Source organism: Rhodospirillales bacterium (genome assembly GCA_023898785.1).
Lineage (GTDB): Bacteria > Pseudomonadota > Alphaproteobacteria > Micavibrionales > Micavibrionaceae > TMED27.
In genome coordinates, this window is the sequence record CP060239.1 from 1,846,664 (window position 1) to 1,862,349 (window position 15,686).

17 protein-coding genes and 1 tRNA gene are annotated in these 15,686 nt (G+C 49.9%); 3 read left to right on the top strand and 15 right to left on the bottom strand.

Annotation, left to right across the window (positions count from 1 at the left end; genetic code table 11):
- Positions 1-165: 165 nt before the first annotated feature.
- The 10 genes from H6859_09235 to H6859_09280 all read right to left on the bottom strand — a co-directional run bounded on the left by H6859_09235 (position 166) and on the right by H6859_09280 (position 8,000).
- On the bottom strand, positions 166-636 hold the full coding sequence (locus H6859_09235) for a PTS sugar transporter subunit IIA (GenBank protein ID USO05321.1): 471 nt from the start codon (positions 634-636) through the stop codon (positions 166-168).
- A gap of 286 nt (positions 637-922) precedes the next feature.
- A complete protein-coding gene (gene raiA / locus H6859_09240) occupies positions 923-1,522 on the bottom strand; it encodes a ribosome-associated translation inhibitor RaiA (GenBank protein USO05322.1) in 600 nt (199 codons plus the stop codon).
- Positions 1,523-1,604: 82 nt separating this feature from the next.
- Positions 1,605-3,053, bottom strand: coding sequence for an RNA polymerase factor sigma-54 (gene rpoN / locus H6859_09245; protein USO05323.1), 1,449 nt, complete (start codon positions 3,051-3,053; stop codon positions 1,605-1,607).
- Between the two features lie 29 nt (positions 3,054-3,082).
- Entirely contained in the window at positions 3,083-3,862 is a 780-nt protein-coding gene (lptB, locus tag H6859_09250; GenBank protein USO05324.1) for an LPS export ABC transporter ATP-binding protein, read from the bottom strand.
- Positions 3,863-3,878: 16 nt separating this feature from the next.
- Positions 3,879-4,508: a LysE family translocator gene (locus tag H6859_09255; protein USO05325.1), complete on the bottom strand. Its 630-nt coding sequence runs from the start codon at positions 4,506-4,508 to the stop codon at positions 3,879-3,881.
- 33 nt (positions 4,509-4,541) lie between these two features.
- Entirely contained in the window at positions 4,542-5,384 is an 843-nt protein-coding gene (locus tag H6859_09260) for an ostA-like family protein (protein USO05326.1), read from the bottom strand.
- Complete coding sequence (gene lptC / locus H6859_09265) at positions 5,381-6,100, bottom strand: LPS export ABC transporter periplasmic protein LptC (protein USO05327.1); 720 nt, start codon at positions 6,098-6,100, stop codon at positions 5,381-5,383. Before lptC ends, H6859_09260 begins: the two co-directional genes overlap by 4 nt.
- A gap of 37 nt (positions 6,101-6,137) precedes the next feature.
- On the bottom strand, positions 6,138-7,121 hold the full coding sequence (locus H6859_09270) for a KpsF/GutQ family sugar-phosphate isomerase (protein USO06745.1): 984 nt from the start codon (positions 7,119-7,121) through the stop codon (positions 6,138-6,140).
- A 75-nt stretch (positions 7,122-7,196) separates the two neighbouring features.
- A complete protein-coding gene (locus H6859_09275) occupies positions 7,197-7,808 on the bottom strand; it encodes a ribonuclease H-like domain-containing protein (GenBank protein ID USO05328.1) in 612 nt (203 codons plus the stop codon).
- A 104-nt stretch (positions 7,809-7,912) separates the two neighbouring features.
- Positions 7,913-8,000 (bottom strand) — tRNA-Leu (locus tag H6859_09280).
- 154 nt (positions 8,001-8,154) lie between these two features.
- On the opposite strand from H6859_09280, the gene H6859_09285 reads away from it, so the two are divergent.
- Entirely contained in the window at positions 8,155-8,985 is an 831-nt protein-coding gene (locus H6859_09285) for a DNA-binding response regulator (GenBank protein USO05329.1), read from the top strand.
- A gap of 75 nt (positions 8,986-9,060) precedes the next feature.
- Here H6859_09285 and recR read toward each other — a convergent pair whose 3' ends face one another.
- The 3 genes from recR to H6859_09300 all read right to left on the bottom strand — a co-directional run bounded on the left by recR (position 9,061) and on the right by H6859_09300 (position 12,971).
- Positions 9,061-9,657 carry a recombination protein RecR gene (gene recR / locus H6859_09290; protein ID USO05330.1) on the bottom strand — a complete coding sequence of 199 codons (597 nt, stop codon included), beginning with the start codon at positions 9,655-9,657 and terminating at the stop codon, positions 9,061-9,063.
- A gap of 10 nt (positions 9,658-9,667) precedes the next feature.
- Complete coding sequence (locus tag H6859_09295) at positions 9,668-10,327, bottom strand: outer membrane lipoprotein carrier protein LolA (GenBank protein ID USO05331.1); 660 nt, start codon at positions 10,325-10,327, stop codon at positions 9,668-9,670.
- A 136-nt stretch (positions 10,328-10,463) separates the two neighbouring features.
- Complete coding sequence (locus H6859_09300) at positions 10,464-12,971, bottom strand: DNA translocase FtsK 4TM domain-containing protein (GenBank protein ID USO05332.1); 2,508 nt, start codon at positions 12,969-12,971, stop codon at positions 10,464-10,466.
- A 292-nt stretch (positions 12,972-13,263) separates the two neighbouring features.
- On the opposite strand from H6859_09300, the gene H6859_09305 reads away from it, so the two are divergent.
- On the top strand, positions 13,264-13,632 hold the full coding sequence (locus tag H6859_09305; protein ID USO05333.1) for a hypothetical protein: 369 nt from the start codon (positions 13,264-13,266) through the stop codon (positions 13,630-13,632).
- Here the strand turns inward: H6859_09305 and H6859_09310 are convergent.
- Together H6859_09310 and H6859_09315 are read right to left on the bottom strand one after the other, a co-directional pair.
- On the bottom strand, positions 13,629-13,841 hold the full coding sequence (locus tag H6859_09310; protein ID USO06746.1) for a hypothetical protein: 213 nt from the start codon (positions 13,839-13,841) through the stop codon (positions 13,629-13,631). The two genes, H6859_09305 and H6859_09310, sit on opposite strands and share 4 nt — an antisense overlap.
- Before the next feature lie 208 nt (positions 13,842-14,049).
- The gene (locus tag H6859_09315; protein ID USO05334.1) at positions 14,050-14,916 is read right to left on the bottom strand and encodes a prephenate dehydratase; all 867 of its coding nucleotides are present in this window, start codon (positions 14,914-14,916) and stop codon (positions 14,050-14,052) included.
- Between the two features lie 133 nt (positions 14,917-15,049).
- Between H6859_09315 and H6859_09320 the strand changes: the two genes are divergently transcribed.
- A complete protein-coding gene (locus H6859_09320; protein USO05335.1) occupies positions 15,050-15,658 on the top strand; it encodes a cytochrome c family protein in 609 nt (202 codons plus the stop codon).
- Positions 15,659-15,686: the final 28 nt, after the last annotated feature.

Here is a 15,686-nt window from a genome sequence, read left to right on the forward strand (position 1 = left end):
GCCTTGTTATTAAAGGCGGTTTTGTTTTAAGAAATTTACGCGGAGGAGCGGAGAGGCGGAGGTGTTTTGTGGATTGCTTTGCTACGCTTGCGATGACGGTGGAAGAGGGAGAGATTATAGGGCCCCCGCATTGAATGCGGGGTTTCTTTTGGGAGAGGCTGTATCTTATGCCGCCATTAACCATCCGTCGGGGTCCATGAGCAAGGTGTTTATGGTTTGTTGGTCGTGAGATTCGTGAAGTTTGCGGTGCAGGTCTTGATTTTTTAGCAATCTGGAGATGCGCGAGAGTCGCCGAAGGTGGCGAGGACCATCACTTTCCGGAGACAATACAAAACCAACTATATCAACAGGCTGATTATCAGCGGCATTAAAGTCAATAGGGTGAGCAAGCGTTGCCAGCATGGTGAACGGTTTTTTCGGGCCGCGGATTTGGATGTCGGGAATGGCGACGTTTTCACCGATTCCAGAGTTTGATTGGGTCTCTTTGGCGACCATGAGTTTGAATAGCATTGATGCGGGGGTGCCGAGATGTTTTTCAGCTTCTTTTGCGCATATCATAAGGACTTGTTTTGCACTGATGGCGCGTAAGTTCGGCATTATGACATCAAATTGCAAATCACGGTTATAGTCGTTCATATTTTTATTTCCCCAACGTTTAGATTTGTTTGATTTTTCAAACAACCCAGAGTGTTGTTGAGCATGTCAGTACTGTTATATTATGGGCGGGTCCAGGGAAAAATATGCTGCGATGCATCATTAGATTTTTTGAATATGGGCGCGGTTTTGCGAGGATTTTTGCTGGAGTTAATTTTTGATGCTTTAATGTCTATGAAAAAAGTATTCGGGGGCTTTTTGGGCCCCCGAAAAGAAAAATTTTTAAATTTGTGGATAGTGAAAAAAGTTTTTTCTGACAGGTTTTTGATCAATTTTCACCGTTTTCAGGATCGATCCAGCCGATATTGCCATCTTCGCGGGCGTGGACAATGTTCAGAGTGCCATTTTTGGCGTTAAAGAATACCAAGAATGGTTCGCCGGACAGATCCAGACGCATGACGGCTTCGGAAACACTCATTGTTTCGATGTCTTTGGTCATTTCGGCAATGACCAAAGGCTCTTGGTCGAGACTTTCCTCGGGCTCGTCATCCTGTTCGGAGGCTGCTGCCAGAACGTAGTCACGGGCCTTAAAGATTTCGTTTTCAGGCGTTTGTTCGAGGCGTTCATGATGGTCACGTAATTTGCGTTTATAGCGACGCATTTGTTTGCCGACTTTTTCAGCTGCGGCTTCGAAAGATGCGTAAGGGTCCGGGTCGGTTGCATCGGCGACGACCATAATGTTTTTGCCGAGCTGAACCGAAATATGCGCTTTTGTACTTGCTTTGCCGTGGCCTTCTCTTGAGAAGGTTACAGTTGCGAAGGTTGCGTGATTAAAATATTTCTGGTTGAGGTCTTCGAGCTTGTCCTCAACATGGGTGCGCAGAGCATCACCGACGTCAATTTGTTTGCCATGAACATTGAGTTCCATTTGGTCTTCCTCTTATGTGTATGTGTTTTTTCTGGTCACAATTTAGCACCTTCGGCGGGCGGAATGCAACGCGTTTCGGCGTTTAAGGCGCTAAATGTTTCTTTTGTTTGCGGCGCTGGACGGATGAGCCGATATGCATGGCCTCGCGGTATTTGGCCACAGTTCTTCGGGCTAGGTCTATGCCTTCATCTTTAAGGATTGCGACGATTTTATCGTCAGAAAGGATTTTCTTCGGGTCTTCTTCATCGGTGAGGGTTTTAATACGGGCCTTGACAGCCTCTGCGCTGTGGGCCGCGCCGCTTTCAGAAACCAGGGCGGTGGAGAAGAAATATTTCAGTTCGAAAATGCCGCGCGGCGTACCGATATATTTGTTGGTGGTGACGCGGGAAACCGTGCTTTCGTGCATGTCGATTTCGGCGGCTATATCAGAGAGTTTGAGGGGTTTGAGAAATTCGATACCGTAATTGAAAAAGCCGTCTTGCTGTTCGATGATTTCGGCTGCGACCTTGAGAATGGTTTGGGCGCGTTGATCCATTGCGCGCACCAGCCAGTTGGCGTTTTGGAGCTGGGTGGTTAGATATTCCTTATCCTTTTTCTGGGTCGCGGACCGTGCGACTTCGGCGTAGTATTCGTTATTGACCAATACGCGGGGAAGGGTTTCCGTGTTGAGTTCGACGCGCCAGCCGCCGCCGAGGTTTTTGGGCAGGCGCTTCATGATTACGTCGGGAATGGCGGTCTGAACGACGAGGTGGTCGAATTCTGCGGCCGGTTTGGGGTTAAGGCTGCGGATTTCTTCAATCATGTCTTTGAGGTAGGTTTCGTTGACACCGCAAATTTCTGCCAGACCTTTAAAATCATGATTTGCGAGCATGTCGAGATGGTCAAGGAGCGTGGTCATTGGGCCATCAAGCTGGCCGCGTTCGGAAAGCTGAAGCGCCATGCAATCGGCGAGATCATGGGCGAAGATGCCAGTGGGGTCAAAACCTTTGAGTTCACGGATGAGGGTGTTTATACGTTCGATCGAGCAGCCGAGTTTTTCAGCGAGTTCTTCGGGGTCTTCGCGCAGGTAGCCGCTTTCGTCGAGATGGTCGATGAGGAGCGCACCGATCATGTGGTCGCGGTTATCTTCAAAGGTCATGTGGAGCTGGTCGATTAAGTGTTGGCGCAGGGTTTTATCTTCGGACATACGGTTTTCAAAGGCATTTTCAATGTCCTCAAATTTTGAATTACCGCCTGCGCCGATGTCGGCCATGGAGGAGCCGGGGTCAAAATCATCATTGGTGTTTGATTTTTCAAAGGCTTCGTCGATTTCGTCTTGTTCGCCGTGTTTTTCCGGCGCGTTTTCACTGTCGTTGTCTTCAGATGTGCGTTCATCTTTTTCGAGCAGCGGGTTGGTGGCCAGTTCTTCTTCGACGACCTCGGTCAGCTCAACATTGCTGAGTTGCAGAAGCTTGATGGCCTGCTGCAGCTGCGGGGTCATGACGAGTGCCTGCGATTGGCCGAGATTGAGGTTTTGGGAGAGCTTACTCATGCGGTCATTATACCACGATTGTGGTCTAATTATAGTTTAAAGCCTTCACCGAGATAGACGCGGCGGACGTTTTTGTCGCTGATAATTTCTTCGGCGTTTCCTTCCATAAGGACTTTTCCATCGTGCAGGATATAGGCGCGGTCAACGATGCCCAGGCAGTCGCGGACATTGTGGTCGGTAATCAGGACGCCAATGCCGCGTTCTTTCAGGTGTGAGATGAGATTTCGGATTTCTCCGACGGCGATGGGGTCTATTCCAGCCAGCGGTTCATCAAGCAGGATGAAGTCTGGACGGGCGGCCAGAGCGCGGGCGATTTCGACGCGGCGGCGTTCGCCGCCGGACAAGGCCGGGGAGGGTGTACGCCGCAAATGTTCAATGCCGAATTCGCTTAAGAGTTCTTCGAGCAGGAGGTTCTGGTCTTCGGAGTTGAGATTTTGAGATTCCAAAACAGCGCGGAGATTTTCCTCAACATTGAGGCCGCGGAAAATCGAGGATTCTTGCGGCAGGTAGCCGATGCCTAGGCGGGCGCGGCGGTACATCGGCAGGGCGGTGATGTCTTGGCCATCTAACAGGATATAGCCGCCGTCCGGGGCTATCAGTCCGGTGGTTATGTAGAAACACGTGGTTTTACCAGCGCCGTTGGGGCCGAGCAGGGCGACGACTTCGCCGCGCTTAAGGCAGAATGAAACGTCGCGCAGGACAGGGCGTTTTTTATAGGCTTTGGAGAGGTGCTGTACGCACAGACCTTCCTTGACCACTTTCAGTGGGACTTCTTTGCGGCGTGGTGGTTTTGTGGGTGTGGCGATCATGCGGTTAGCTTGGTCTTTAATGTATTTTACTTAAGGCTAAACGTACACCAAGCGCTAAGAGAAGTCCACCGCAGATGCGCTCAATCCAGTGGGCGATGCGCATGAAGCGGGCTTTGATGTGGGGGTTGGTGAGTACGATTGTGACGAGGCTGAACCAAATGATTTCGGTTAGTATTGATGTTATACCAAAGGCGGTTAGCCATGTCAGGCTTGTTTCGGACGAGATAAACTGCATGTAAAAGGCAGGGAAAAAGACCAAAGCTTTGGGATTTAGTACATTGGTTAGGAAGCCGATTTGCAAGGCTTTGTAGGTTGAAATATTGGTCTTGCCATTGCTTTGTTTTTGGGCGTTTACGGCTTTGTTGTTGTGTTTATTGGCTTGGAGGGCTTTGATGCCGATATAGATCAGGTAAGTTGCGCCTATATATTTTATGACATTAAAAATGAATACGGACTGTGCCAGAATTACGGCGATGCCGGCCAGGGCGAAAATGGCATGGATGGCAACACCAAGGCCGAGGCCGATTGCGGTGAAGATTCCGGTTTTGCGATCATAGGCCATGGCATTGCGCAATGTGATGACGAAGGCCGGGCCGGGTGATATTGTTGCGGCGAGATTGATTGAAGCGAAAACGAGCCAAAGCATTATAAATTCCATGTTCATATCCTAACAAAAAGACTAGGGGGTATCAGTTTTATCTTGCGATCCGGGGTAGAAAACGCCGCGTACCTGGCCTTTGCCGGGCACTTCGGTGGTTTGATCTCCGCCGTGGATGGTGCTGATATTGGTGTTCAGATTGACTACGGCGCGCTGGCCTTCGAGCGTATTGGGTCCGCGTAGAATTTTAACGCCGCCGGTCAGTTCGGCAATATTGGTATCGGCTTTATAGATACCGTAAGCGCCGGTGACGGTTTCGGTTGGCGTTATGATGACGACATTGCCGATGGCTTCTAAAGAGTGGAGGACTTGCTGACTCCCGGCATTGTTCTTAAGCACGGCGGAGATTTTGTCGGCACGCAGGGTGTCCTGGCCGCCGCCGATTTTGGGGCGCACGACTTGCGCGTTGCCGATGGCGTTGACGCGGCCGTCGGCGGCCCAATATTCGAATTTATCACGCGCGGTAACGGTTTGATCGGGTGAAATCATTTTGAGGTTGCCTCCGGTCATGGTGGCGAGGCTCTGGTCTAAATCATAGTGTGCATTTTCGCCGTATATTATGGTGTCACGGTTTTTCAAAATGACGTTTGTGTCGGCGGTGACTTTCCAGATTTGCATGTTATTGCCATCTTTGCCTTCGCGGTAATATGCGCTAAGACGTCCTCCTTCGACAGAAGCGTCTCCTTGCTTCGCGCGGGCATTTTTTGTGGCGACAAACAGTTTTTCTCCGCGCAGCCATTCGAGGGTCCCATCGGCGGTGATCTCGAGAGGGTCTTTTGAATTTGTGTTTAGGCCTTGAGCCTGTGCGTTTGCTGCGCTTAGCGTGAGTAAAAGGATTAAAATGAAAAACGGTTTGCATTTCATGGTTTGAGTACTTTCCCTGCGCCTGAGGTTTTGGTGTCATAAATGACAAGCTTTGCCGGGCCTGTAAATATTAGCGTTTGTGTTTTGGAATCAGCGTGCATGCCTTTGGCGTTTAGTGTGCCTAGAGGGCCGTGCCCTGAAATGGATGTTTCGGTTTGAGCGGTGCCGACGTTCATGTCGACGTCAAGTTCCTGGGTGGTGACTTTATAGCCTGCATCATGAAAGAGTGTGACGTTGTCTTTGAGCAGGAGGCGCTGGGTTTCCTGGCGATAGGCACCTTGACGCGCGGTGACGGCCAGCCAGTTGCCGTTATTGAGTGCGATGTCGGCCATGGGTTCATCGAGCAGCATCAGCGCATCGTCCTGATCTTGCAGGGCACGTTTGGCGGTGATGTAAAAGGGCTGGTTTTTATTATCGACGCTGTCGAATTTGGGGTTAAGCAATTCGTTTTTGCCAATGGTTTTAGCGGTTTTAATATCGGGCACGGCGGCGATGTCGTTCGTTTTCAGGACGTCCCATGAAAAGACAATGGCTGTGATTGCGATGGCGATGAGGGGGAGTGCGATGCCCAGAGAGCGGATGAAGGCAGAGTAGCGTCGCATTCCCTCGTGGCTACGGGAGCTTTCGGCGCGGGTGAGCTGGCTGAATTTTATAGGGCCGCCTGTATGTGCCTCAGCCGCATGATTCTGATTATTTTTTTGTTGGATGTTGTCCATCCTGTTTGCCTTTAATCGCCCTATTGAATGGGGTATATTACAGAAGTCCGGCTTGAATACAATCTTGTAGGCGGATCATTCCGGCGAGTTTTCCGTTTTCCATGACCAGCAGGCTGGAGATATAGTGTCCGGGATTTTCTGTCATAATATTGACGGCTTCGACGGCCAGTGAGAATTTTTCAATGGTTTTGGGGCTGGTGCTCATGATTCTTGTCACGGGTTTTTGCAGCAAATTTGCATCCATGTGCCGTTTAAGATCACCGTCGGTGATGATGCCTTGTACGGCGCCGTCTTCGTTTATTATAATTACCGATCCAAGGTTTTTCTCACTCAGCATTAAAATTGCCTTGTCCATCTGCGCGGTTTCGTCGACAAGGGGCAGGTTGTCATAGGGGATCATCAGTTCGGCGACGGTCATGAGTTTTTGGCCCAATTTTCCGCCCGGATGGAAGATTTTATATTGTTCGGGCGTCAGCCCCATGCGATGGAGCAGCGAAACGGCGAGGGCATCGCCGAGTGCGATCATCATGGTGGTCGAGGTGGTCGGGGCCAGGCCGTTGGGACAGGCTTCGGGGGCCTTGGGTAGTTTTAAGCATATATCGGCGTGAGTGGCCAAGGTGCTTTGCGGGTTGGAGGTCATAGCGATCAACGGGATATTATAGCGCCGCGTGTAGTGAATGAGGTCGGATAGCTCAGTATTTTCGCCGGAATTGGAGAGCATGAGGACCACATCATGCTCGGTTATCATGCCCATATCCCCGTGGCTGGCTTCGCCGGGATGAACAAAATAAGCAGGCGTACCGGTGGAGGCGAGGGTGGCAGCGATTTTACGGCTAACATGGCCACTTTTGCCGATGCCTGCAATGATGAGGCGACCGTGATTGCCTGATTGTTTCATTGTATGGATGGTTTCAACAGTTTCATCGAAGCATTTGTCGAGAGAATCTTTGAGCGCACTGAGGCCTTCTATCTCTGTTTGCAGAACAGTGCGGGCGTGGTCTTGATCGCTTTGATTTTGCATGTTTTTGGGGGCCGGTGTATTCATGGCTCGTCTTTCAATGTTCGCGCGCGTTATATTGTTTGAGCGTGGCAGCTTTTAGTGTTCGAAAATATCTTCATTACTCCATCCAGCCAGGTCTAGCGCGGCACGTATGGGCAGGAAGTCAAAGCATTTTTGTGCAAGATCGATGCGATCTTCGCGCTTTAGCATGATGTCAAGACGTTCTTTGAGTTCGTGGAGGTGGAGAACGTCATTGGCCGCGTATTTGAGCTGTACGTCTTTGAGGTCTTCTGCTCCCCAATCTGAGGATTGTTGTTGTTTATTGAGTTCAATGCCGAGCAATTCCCGGCAACAGTCGCGCAGGCCGTGGCGGTCGGTATAGGTGCGCGCGAGTCGTGAAGCTGTACGTGTGCAATAAATCGGGGCGCAATCGACCTCAAGATATTTTTTAATTACGGCAATGTCGAAGCGCGCAAAATGAAAGATTTTCAACGTTTTTTCGTCGGCTAACAGCGTTTTGAGGTTTGGAGCAGCATAGGTTTCGCGGTTAAGCTGAACGATGTGGGCTTTGCCGTCACCGCTGGAGAGTTGTACAAGGCATAATGGGTCACGATGTGGGGCTAAGCCCAGAGTTTCCGTGTCTATGGCCAGAGCATTGCCAAAATTAAGATCTGCCGGGATGTCGCCTTTATGGAGGGTAATACTCATTTATACGCCTTTTTATTGTATGAAAGTTACGCTGCAGCCTCTTTTCATATGCTGTTTCAGCCTTCAATTTTCTTAATAGTCGTCTTTTTATATAAGAAAATCAATGGTGCCCAGGAAAGGACTTGAACCTTCACTCCCACAAGGGGAACTAGCACCTGAAGCTAGCGCGTCTACCAATTCCGCCACCTGGGCACATTCATTCAAAGTGAGTGATTGTCTATCGTACTCAGACAAGGTTGTCAAATACGGGATTTGAGAAAGTTCTATAAATTAGGCCTTTGCATTTTATTAATTTTAAACGATCATAATGGGAGAGATTTGTTCGATATAGGGGAAGAACAGCACTATGAAAGTTTTAGTCGTTGATCAGGATGATATGTCTACGCAACTTATTCGTTCCAAGCTTGAGGCAATTGGGCATCAGGTTGTCGAGGAACCGATGAAAAATAATGCGGTTGAAAGGCTTGCAGGAGATGATTTTGATGTGGTTTTGTTTGATCCCAGTCCTCTGACAAGTCCACGGCCTATGATTTTAAATGCGCGGCGCAGTGTTAAAAATTACCCTTATATCGTTTTAATATCGCAGAGTATTTCTCAAGAAGAAGCGCTTAAGAGCGGTTCGAATGATTTTCTTAAAAAACCGATTGATTCGGCGCTTCTTTTGCAAAAGATGGATAATGCCAAGCGTTTGATTAAATTAGTCCAGCGTATTGGCGATGAATCTGAAGATTTTCCCAGTGCCGGTGGTGTGATTGCTAAATCGGCCTTTAATCAGCTGTTTCTTTCAGCGATGGATCGTGCGGATCGTTATGGTGAACGGACGTTTATTTTACAGATTTCTTTAAATAATTATAAGGAGTTGCTTGAAGGGAGCGGTTCATATGCGGCTGAGTTTGCTGTGGCGAAGCTGTGTCAGTATTTGGTGCTTTTGCGCCGACAGAGTGACATTATCGGGCAAACGGCCAAGAATGAATATAGTTTGTTGTTGCAACGTCCGATTTATGAGACGGAGCCAACCGAGGCCGCCAATCGTTTTGCGCAGGAGCTTGCTGCGCTTAAAGACATTGATTCGGGACGTGCTGAACCTGCTGAAGTTTTGGTTTCCTTGATCGATGTTCCTACTGGTACGCGGCTTGTTGAGCATGTTTTCAAGCCTAATGAAACCGTTGAAAATTAAGCGGAACCCTTTAAAATTGCAGAGTTAAGCCAGAACATACCGACCGGTCGGTATGTTCTATTATGACTGGTGTAATCAGACGCTTTTTTTGCGTGAACGCAGGGCGGTGGTGATGGTGCCGTCGTCGAGATAATCAAGCTCACCGCCAACCGGTACGCCGTGGGCGAGGTGGGTGACTTCCAACTGCGGGCGGTTGATGTGATCGGCGATGTAATGCGCTGTGCTTTGGCCGTCCACGGTCGCGCTGAGGGCGAGGATGACTTCTGTAATGTCGGGATCGGCTGCGCGGGCGATTAGACTGCTCAGGTTGAGTTGATTCGGGCCGATGCCATCAAGTGCGGAGAGTAATCCGCCCAGAACATGATATTGTCCTTTATAGGCCGAGGTTCGTTCGATTGCCCAGAGGTCACTGACTTGTGCAACCACGCAAATTTGCGTTTTAGAGCGCCGGGCATCCTGGCAAATATTGCAAGGATCGGGCATATCGAGATTGCCGCAAATGCTGCAAGTGCGGATTTCTTCGGCCGTACGTTTCAGTAAATCGGCCAGTGGCAGCATGGTTTGGTTTTTATGGGCGAGCATATGCAGGGCGATGCGCCGGGCTGAGCGATTACCTAGGCCGGGCAGGCCGGAGAGTGTTTTGATAAGATGTTGTAAAGGGCCGTCCTGCATTTGCTAAGCTTTAATCATTAAATTCGGAGGTGCCGCGCGCTGGATCAGCGTAAACAAACAGATCTGCCGGGTGCTTAATATCGGTTTTCATATAGAAGAGCTCTACTTCGGTGATGAGGCCTTGTCCGTCTACGACTCGCCATTTACTGAGTGTTAGCGGGTCTTCTTTAAAGCCCAGTGTAAGTGAGCCTGCTTCAGGGTCGGAGCGCTGGATGAGCTGGACCTGTAAAAAGCCGCCTTTACGCCGGACGCTTTCGACCTTAATGTCTTCCTCCAGTGACAAATCTTTGCGCAGGAAAAAATCGGCTAATGTCTGGCCGATGGGCGCGTTGGTTTGTTCTCCCAATTCCGCATCATAGAAATAGATAAAAAAACCGTCGGCAACGACGAAATCCTTGATGGGTTCGTCATATTCAAAGCGGAGCTTGCCGGGACGCTGGAGGTAAAAAGTTCCAACAAGCTGTGTGCCGTCATGGGTGGTTTGTACGAAGCGGGCACGCGCGGTCGATAAATTCTGCAGGTAGGATTCGACCATCTTCACATCTTTGTTGAAGCTTTCTGTTTTTTCCGCCCGACCTGTGTAAGGTAGAAAAATTAGCGCAGCGCTGAGGGCTGTTAGAAGAAGAATTCTCAATGTTTGCGTATCCTGTTTTGTTGCTCTCATACACATAGTATACGCAGGCGGCTTTGCAAACCCTTTGGTAAAAGATTTGTTTGGTGGTCAGGATTTGATGTTTGCGTGTCTGCGAGATATTTTAAAATACAGACTGGGCGGTATTTTGTGGTATTTGCCGTGTTTTATTCGATCAACCCGCGTCGGAGAAATCGCTGATCAAGACTTCGCGTTTGCCGGTGGCGTTGGCTTTTGAGATCACACCCTGGCGTTCCATTTCCTCGATAATGCGTGCGGCGCGGTTATAGCCGATTTGCAAATAACGTTGAACGAAGCTGGTGGAGGCTTTGCCTTCGCGTGCGACGAGGGCGACGGCTTCATCATAAAGCTCATCTATTTTTTCGCCTGTCCCACCCCGATCATCGAAGATGGCCTGCATGACTTCGCTGGCATCGCTAAAATCGCTGTCAGTGATGGAATCGATGTAAGAGGGCTCGGCTTTGGATTTGAGGTCGCTGACTACGCATTCGACGTCGTCATCGCTGACGAACGGGCCGTGTACGCGTGTGATGCGTCCGCCCGGGGCCATATAGAGCATGTCGCCCATACCCAGAAGTTGTTCGGCGCCGCCTTCGCCCAGAATAGTTCGTGAATCGACTTTTGATGTGACCTGAAAGGAAATACGGGTCGGGAAGTTGGCTTTGATGACGCCGGTGATGACATCGACTGAAGGGCGCTGCGTGGCCATGATCAAATGGATTCCGGCTGCGCGGGCCATCTGGGCGAGGCGCTGGATGGCGCTTTCAACGTCTTTGCCTGCGACGAGCATGAGGTCGGCAAATTCGTCGACGATGACGACGATATAGGGCAGTTCGGAAAGGTCCATTTCCTGATCTTCGAAGATTGGTGCGCCGGTATCGGGCGTGAAACCGGTCTGGACTTTTTGCATGATTTTTTCGCCTTTTTTGACGGCTTCGCGGACGCGTTCATTATAGCCGTTGATATTGCGTACGCCGAGCTTAGACATAGAGCGGTAGCGTTCTTCCATCTCCGCCACCGTCCATTTGAGGGCGACGACGGCTTTGCCGGGTTCGGTTACAACGGGGGCGAGCAAGTGCGGGATGCCGTCATAGACGGAGAGTTCGAGCATTTTGGGGTCGATCATGATGAAGCGGCATTTTTCCGGTGGCAGGCGGTAGAGCAGTGAGAGGATCATGGTATTCACGGCCACGGATTTCCCCGAGCCAGTGGTCCCGGCAACCAGGAGGTGAGGCATTTTGGCGAGGTCGGCGACGATAGGCTGGCCGCTAATGTCTTTACCAAGAGCCAGCGGCAGGCCTGCGCTGGTTTTTTCATAGAGTGATGTGGTCAGGAGTTCCTGCATATAAACGATTTGGCGGTTTTTGTTGGGTAGTTCGATGCCGATGACGTTGCGGCCTGGCACGACAGCGACGCGTACAGAGATGGCGGACATAGAGCGGGCGATGTCATCGGCCAGTCCAATGACTTTGGAGGATTTTGTACCCGGTGCGGGTTCGAGTTCGTAAAGCGTGACAACAGGGCCGGGGTGGATGGAGGTAATTTCGCCTTCGATATTGAAATCCGCCAGTACGTTTTGCAGTAGCTCCGCATTACGCCGCAGGGCGTTTTCATTGAGCTGCGGGGATTGATTGTCTGTCCCGACGGCCTGTAAGAGATTAAGGTTCGGCAGTTCCCAGTTTTCAACATCCGAGAGGCTGAAACGTTGTTGTGGGCTGGCGTTATGTGTGCCGCTTGTCTGTGGCGTGACAACAGGAATTGGCTCTGCGGGTTTGGCCATTGGAGCAGGTGTTGGTGGCGTTGGCACCTGGTTTATGGCGGCGGCATTCTGGGTTTGTGGGGTGCTGATTTGTGGGGGCGTACGTGTTGCCAGTTTTTGCGGTATTTTTATCGGAAAAGCTTTGAACGGGGCGAGAGGGTCAGGGCGGTAATCTGGATTGTTATGGTGGGCAAGCCATTGTTGGAATCTGTAGGCCGCAGCGATAATAAATAGCGCTGTATGCACTATAAGACGCCAACTTTTTTGAATGAGATAACCAATCTCATTCATTTTTGTGGCGCTGGCATAGACAGCCAAAGGCAGGGCGATTATTGTGGCGATTGTTGTGATGACGAGCGGGCTGAGCCAGGGAGAAATTTCTTGTCCGGCCAGGCCGGCTTTGCTGAGGATAAGTGTGCCCAGAGTTGAGCCCATGTAGGGGTGGGCGATCCAGTCGCCGGAGGGCATTTGTGAAAAGGCGATGGCGCAAAAGAGAGCGCCTGTGAGCAGGGCGATGGTTCGGAGCCAAAGCGGGTGTAAGGGCTGGCGGTTAAAGCTGCGGATACCCCATGAAATCAGGACAAGAGAGAACAGGGCAGCGCCGATGCCGAGCGTTTGTAAAAACAGGTCGGCGAGCCATGCGCCGGAAGCACCCATCCAGTTTGATATTTCATCATTTCCCTCGCTGCTGGCGGTATTCCATGAAGGGTCTGCAGGGTTATAGCTGATCAGGGCCAGTAAGATGAACAATCCGCTGAGTGTCGATGCTGAGGCAAATCCGTCAACAAAACGTCGGGCGATGAAAGCCTGGAGGCTTTCAGGCAAAAACTTTAGTAAAAAAGGTTGTTTTTTGCGGGTAGAGCGGCGTTTAGGCGCGCGGCGGATTGTACGTGTTCTGGCCATAATGTTTTCAATAAAGTTGTAGTGTGGTTGCTTTTGTTACTGGAAGGGGCTGAAGCTGAAGAATCATCCAAAGCCTTGATGAGCGTTAAGTTTACAGAAGGTTAGCGCTAAAGACAAGTTTTGCAGTGTTTTGCCGGTTATTTGGTTTTGAGTTCTATGAAAGCCAGATTTTGCGCAGGATTCAGAGGATATTAAGTTTTCGTTAATCTTTTTGGTGTTATGTATAGATTATTGATCCTGCGTTTCTTTTTCAAATTTCGTTTTTAACACACTCAGTTTACGGGAGGTTTTGATGCCAAAGGGTTTTGCTTATACACAAGCTGTGCAGCCCTTTGTTTCCAACGGTGAGCCAGCTTACGCCGTTTATGTTTATCATTATCCCGAAAACCAGATGGAGGGGCAAAATGATTGGGAAATGCGGACTTTGACATCTGATTTAAAGACGGCGTTACAGGATGCTCAATCTTTGTATAAAAGTTCTGGTTATCGCAGGGTTGAGGTAAAAAAGCGCGTACATGATTCTAAATCTGCGCGGACGCGCGATACGATTTTTAAGGTTTTTGATTGCGATTCGGATAAAGAAATTTTTAAGCGGCGATGTGCGTTGGCGGTTGTTTTTGGCGCAGCGGCAACGCTGGCTTATGCTTTTATAGCTAATTAATCCAAAATGCCGAGCGGGTCTTTTATGACCAATTCACCAATTTGTTTGTAAACATTGGCATTTTCCAGCATTTGTTCTTTGATTGGTTCGTTTTGTTCGGCCAGTGTTGTAAAAAATGTTGCCGCATCAATCAGAAGTTTTCCTGCCAGTTCGCCGTGCGGGGTGTCATTGAGTGCGCCTTGTGGTTCTTGTGTGAGCAGTGCGCCCATTTGCTTAAAGACGGTGGCGTTTTCTTCCATTTGATCCTTGAGTGGGGGGTTTTGTTCGCCAAGGGTAAGGAAAAAATCTGCGGCATCGATCAGTAATTTTGAGGCAAGTTCGGCGTGGGTGGGCATTGTTTAACTCCTAAAATTCTATACTTCTGCTACCCTAACACGGCCAGGCCCAGGCATCACAAGGTTTAATTGTCTATATTGGTTAATTTATGCTGGTGCCTTTGTTGTTGTTGGCGCGAAACGGGTGGGCCGGGTAGGCTCCCAGGAACTTGACGTCTGTAGCGTAAAAACCGAGTTCTTCGAGGGCAAGTTTGAAGCTGTTTTTGTCCGGGTGGCCTTCGATGTCACAGAAAAAGCGGGCTGCCTGGAAGTTTGGATCGACATAGGATTCGAGTTTTGACAGGCTGAGATTGTTGGTGGCGAAGCCTCCGAGGCATTTGTAGAGCGCAGCGGGAATGTTGCGTACACCGAAAATAAGCGAGGTGATTGTGGGGACATCTTCGTCTGGAATTTCTGGCTGCGGTCCTAAAATCAAAAAGCGGGTTGTATTATGATGTTCGTCTTGAATGTGGTGTTCAAGGATTTCGAGATTGTAAATTTCTGCGGCTAAATCGGAAGCTATGGCGCCATGTCTGGGATCGTTGCGGTTTGATATATCTTCTGCAGCACCTGCCGTATCGGCGTGGATGTGGGCTTTCAGGTTCAGACGCCGGATAATTTTACGGCATTGAGGAATGGCGTGTACGTGGCTGTGGACGTGTTTTAAATCTTCAATTTTTGACCCTTTTATTCCTAATAGCGCGTGGCGGATGGGTTGGAAATGTTCGCCGATAATGTAAAGGTTTCCGTTGGGCATCAGGTGGTGTACGTCTGCGACGCGCCCTGCGATGGTATTGTCGATCGGGATCATGGCCAGATCGGCCTTTCCCCCTGTTACTGCGGTGAACGTATCTTCGAATGAGTCGCATGGTACGGTTTTCAGCGTCGGAAATACGGTGCGGCAGGCGAGATCGGAGTAGGCGCCTTTGGCACCTTGAAAGGCGATCTTTTTGATATTTTTTAGGTCCATTTTGGATGGCGGCTTTCTACTTGTAAAAATTTTGGTTGAATGACTATACGCAAACTGTTTATCTGTGTCGACAAGCGGTTTCAAGCTGCTATAGTTTCATAGGGTTAACTCAATATTTGAAAGCGATAAAAGTATGGAAAACAATAAGATATTTGCGGCGGTTCTGGTCGCTGGAATAGCGGCAATGCTTAGCGGGTTTATTGCGGACAGGGCGGTTATTTCAGAATATCCTGAGCAGGATGCTGTGACGATCGAGGTTGCCATGATTGGTTCAGCCAACGCAGCCGGAGCGGATAAGGCTGATGGTCCTGATCCGATATTGGGGTTGATTGCGAGCGCGGATGTGGCCAAGGGGCAGAAGCTTTCTAAAGTCTGCGCGGCGTGTCATTCGTTTGAAAATGGCGGTCCGGACAAGGTCGGGCCGAACTTGTATGGTATTGTCGGCGCTTCAAAAGCGAGCAAAAGCGCGTTCCAATATTCCGGCGCTTTGTCTGGTTTGGGGGGAGTATGGGGTTATGACGAGTTGAATAATTTTCTCTGGAAGCCTAAGAAATATGCGCCGGGTACGAAGATGAGTTATGCCGGTTTAAAAAAGCCGGATGACCGGGCGGCGTTGATTGCATGGTTGCGGACGCAGTCTGGCAGTCCTTTGGCGTTGCCGAGTGCGGCGGAGATTGCGGCGGAGGCGGCACCAGCCGAATCTGCTGCCGGGGAAGCGGCGGAGGCGCCTGCTGAGCATTAAGCTTTAACTCAAATGACTATGGAATTGT

What these genes read in the sequence shown, in the direction of transcription:
- H6859_09235 (USO05321.1), bottom strand. Translation starts at nt 636, where the DNA reads ATGAACGACTATAACCGTGATTTGCAATTTGATGTCATAATGCCGAAC.
- raiA (USO05322.1), bottom strand. Translation starts at nt 1,522, where the DNA reads ATGGAACTCAATGTTCATGGCAAACAAATTGACGTCGGTGATGCTCTG.
- rpoN (USO05323.1), bottom strand. Translation starts at nt 3,053, where the DNA reads ATGAGTAAGCTCTCCCAAAACCTCAATCTCGGCCAATCGCAGGCACTC.
- lptB (USO05324.1), bottom strand. Translation starts at nt 3,862, where the DNA reads ATGATCGCCACACCCACAAAACCACCACGCCGCAAAGAAGTCCCACTG.
- H6859_09255 (USO05325.1), bottom strand. Translation starts at nt 4,508, where the DNA reads ATGCTTTGGCTCGTTTTCGCTTCAATCAATCTCGCCGCAACAATATCA.
- H6859_09260 (USO05326.1), bottom strand. Translation starts at nt 5,384, where the DNA reads ATGAAATGCAAACCGTTTTTCATTTTAATCCTTTTACTCACGCTAAGC.
- lptC (USO05327.1), bottom strand. Translation starts at nt 6,100, where the DNA reads ATGGACAACATCCAACAAAAAAATAATCAGAATCATGCGGCTGAGGCA.
- H6859_09270 (USO06745.1), bottom strand. Translation starts at nt 7,121, where the DNA reads ATGCAAAATCAAAGCGATCAAGACCACGCCCGCACTGTTCTGCAAACA.
- H6859_09275 (USO05328.1), bottom strand. Translation starts at nt 7,808, where the DNA reads ATGAGTATTACCCTCCATAAAGGCGACATCCCGGCAGATCTTAATTTT.
- H6859_09285 (USO05329.1), top strand. Translation starts at nt 8,155, where the DNA reads ATGAAAGTTTTAGTCGTTGATCAGGATGATATGTCTACGCAACTTATT.
- recR (USO05330.1), bottom strand. Translation starts at nt 9,657, where the DNA reads ATGCAGGACGGCCCTTTACAACATCTTATCAAAACACTCTCCGGCCTG.
- H6859_09295 (USO05331.1), bottom strand. Translation starts at nt 10,327, where the DNA reads ATGTGTATGAGAGCAACAAAACAGGATACGCAAACATTGAGAATTCTT.
- H6859_09300 (USO05332.1), bottom strand. Translation starts at nt 12,971, where the DNA reads ATGGCCAGAACACGTACAATCCGCCGCGCGCCTAAACGCCGCTCTACC.
- H6859_09305 (USO05333.1), top strand. Translation starts at nt 13,264, where the DNA reads ATGCCAAAGGGTTTTGCTTATACACAAGCTGTGCAGCCCTTTGTTTCC.
- H6859_09310 (USO06746.1), bottom strand. Translation starts at nt 13,841, where the DNA reads ATGGGCGCACTGCTCACACAAGAACCACAAGGCGCACTCAATGACACC.
- H6859_09315 (USO05334.1), bottom strand. Translation starts at nt 14,916, where the DNA reads ATGGACCTAAAAAATATCAAAAAGATCGCCTTTCAAGGTGCCAAAGGC.
- H6859_09320 (USO05335.1), top strand. Translation starts at nt 15,050, where the DNA reads ATGGAAAACAATAAGATATTTGCGGCGGTTCTGGTCGCTGGAATAGCG.